At 60.0% G+C, this 1,201-nt stretch carries 1 protein-coding gene; it reads left to right on the plus strand.

What is annotated here, in order from left to right; translation table 11 throughout:
- Window positions 1-1,201 (plus strand): class II fructose-bisphosphate aldolase (locus HF921_RS07115; protein WP_226834380.1); only part of this gene is annotated, 1,201 nt, incomplete at its 5' end.

Below are 1,201 nucleotides of genomic sequence, written 5' to 3' on the forward strand. Positions count from 1 at the left end.
TTCGGGGGATAGCGTTATGCCTTTGGTGCATATGAAAGATCTGCTGAGCCATGCCTATGCGCATGGATACGCGGTAGGCGCTTTCGACGTCGTGAGCCTGGAGTTCGTCGAGGGCGTCATGGCCGCTGCCGAGCGGTCTCGCGCCCCCGTAATCCTCTCTCTGGCCGAATCGCATCTGGAACACTACGATTTCGAACTGCTGATGTCAGGGGTAGAGGCGGCGGCACGCCGTAGCGCGGTGCCGGTGGCCCTCCATTTTGACCGGGGCGCAAACCTGGAAGCGGCGGTGCGGGCTATCCGCCTGGGTTGCAACGGTGTGATGGTGGACGCCTCGCAGTCGACCTTCTCCGATAACCTGACGCATACGAAGACCGTGGTCGATATGGCCCATGCCTGCGGTGTGCCGGTCGAAGGGGATTTGGGTTACATCCCCGACGCAGCGGATATAAACCCCCAAGGGGGGTATCCTGCCACGGCACCCTACACCACTGTGGCCGAGGCGAAGGGCTTTGTCGAACGCACGGGAGTGGATTTCCTCGTGGTGTCCATTCGGGCGGAACAGAGCTGTCCAAATAGTAAAGCCAAGCTGGATATCCAGCGCCTGCGCAGCATCAATCAGGCACTGGGTATTCCTCTGGCAATCCACTGCAGGACCCGGCTCGACGATGATCAATTTCGGCGACTCATTGTCCATGGCGTGGCCAAGATCAATTATTTTACCGCGTTGGCTGAAGCCGCGAACGCGGCGATCAGCGCCCGGGCGAAATCGGCGCCGGGTGCTGGCTACCTGGATTTGGTTCAGGGCGTTGGTGCGGCGATCAGCGCCGAGGCTGAGCGCTGTATGCGCGTGTGGGGCGCCGCCGGGCGGGCCGCCGAGGTGTTGGCATGCTGTCGTCCGTGGACCTCCGTGGAACACCTGATCATCCACAATGTTATCGGCATTTCTGAAAAAGAAGTGACCGCGATGATGATCGAGGGGCAGCAGGCGCTGAGCACCATTCCTGGAGTGCGGTCAGTGATTACGGGTAAGGCGATGAGAGAACGCGCTCAATACCGCTACTGTTGGCAGGTGCGTTTTGCAGCACCGGAAGTAATCAATTCCTACCACGAGCACCCCGACTATGTGGCCTTCACCAACCGGCGTTTCCGACCTGTGGCCGACCGAGAAATCAGTATCGACTACGCCATGGAAAGCCTATGA

Origin of the sequence: Acidithiobacillus ferriphilus, from assembly GCF_018854775.1 — a bacterium.
GTDB lineage: Bacteria > Pseudomonadota > Gammaproteobacteria > Acidithiobacillales > Acidithiobacillaceae > Acidithiobacillus > Acidithiobacillus ferriphilus.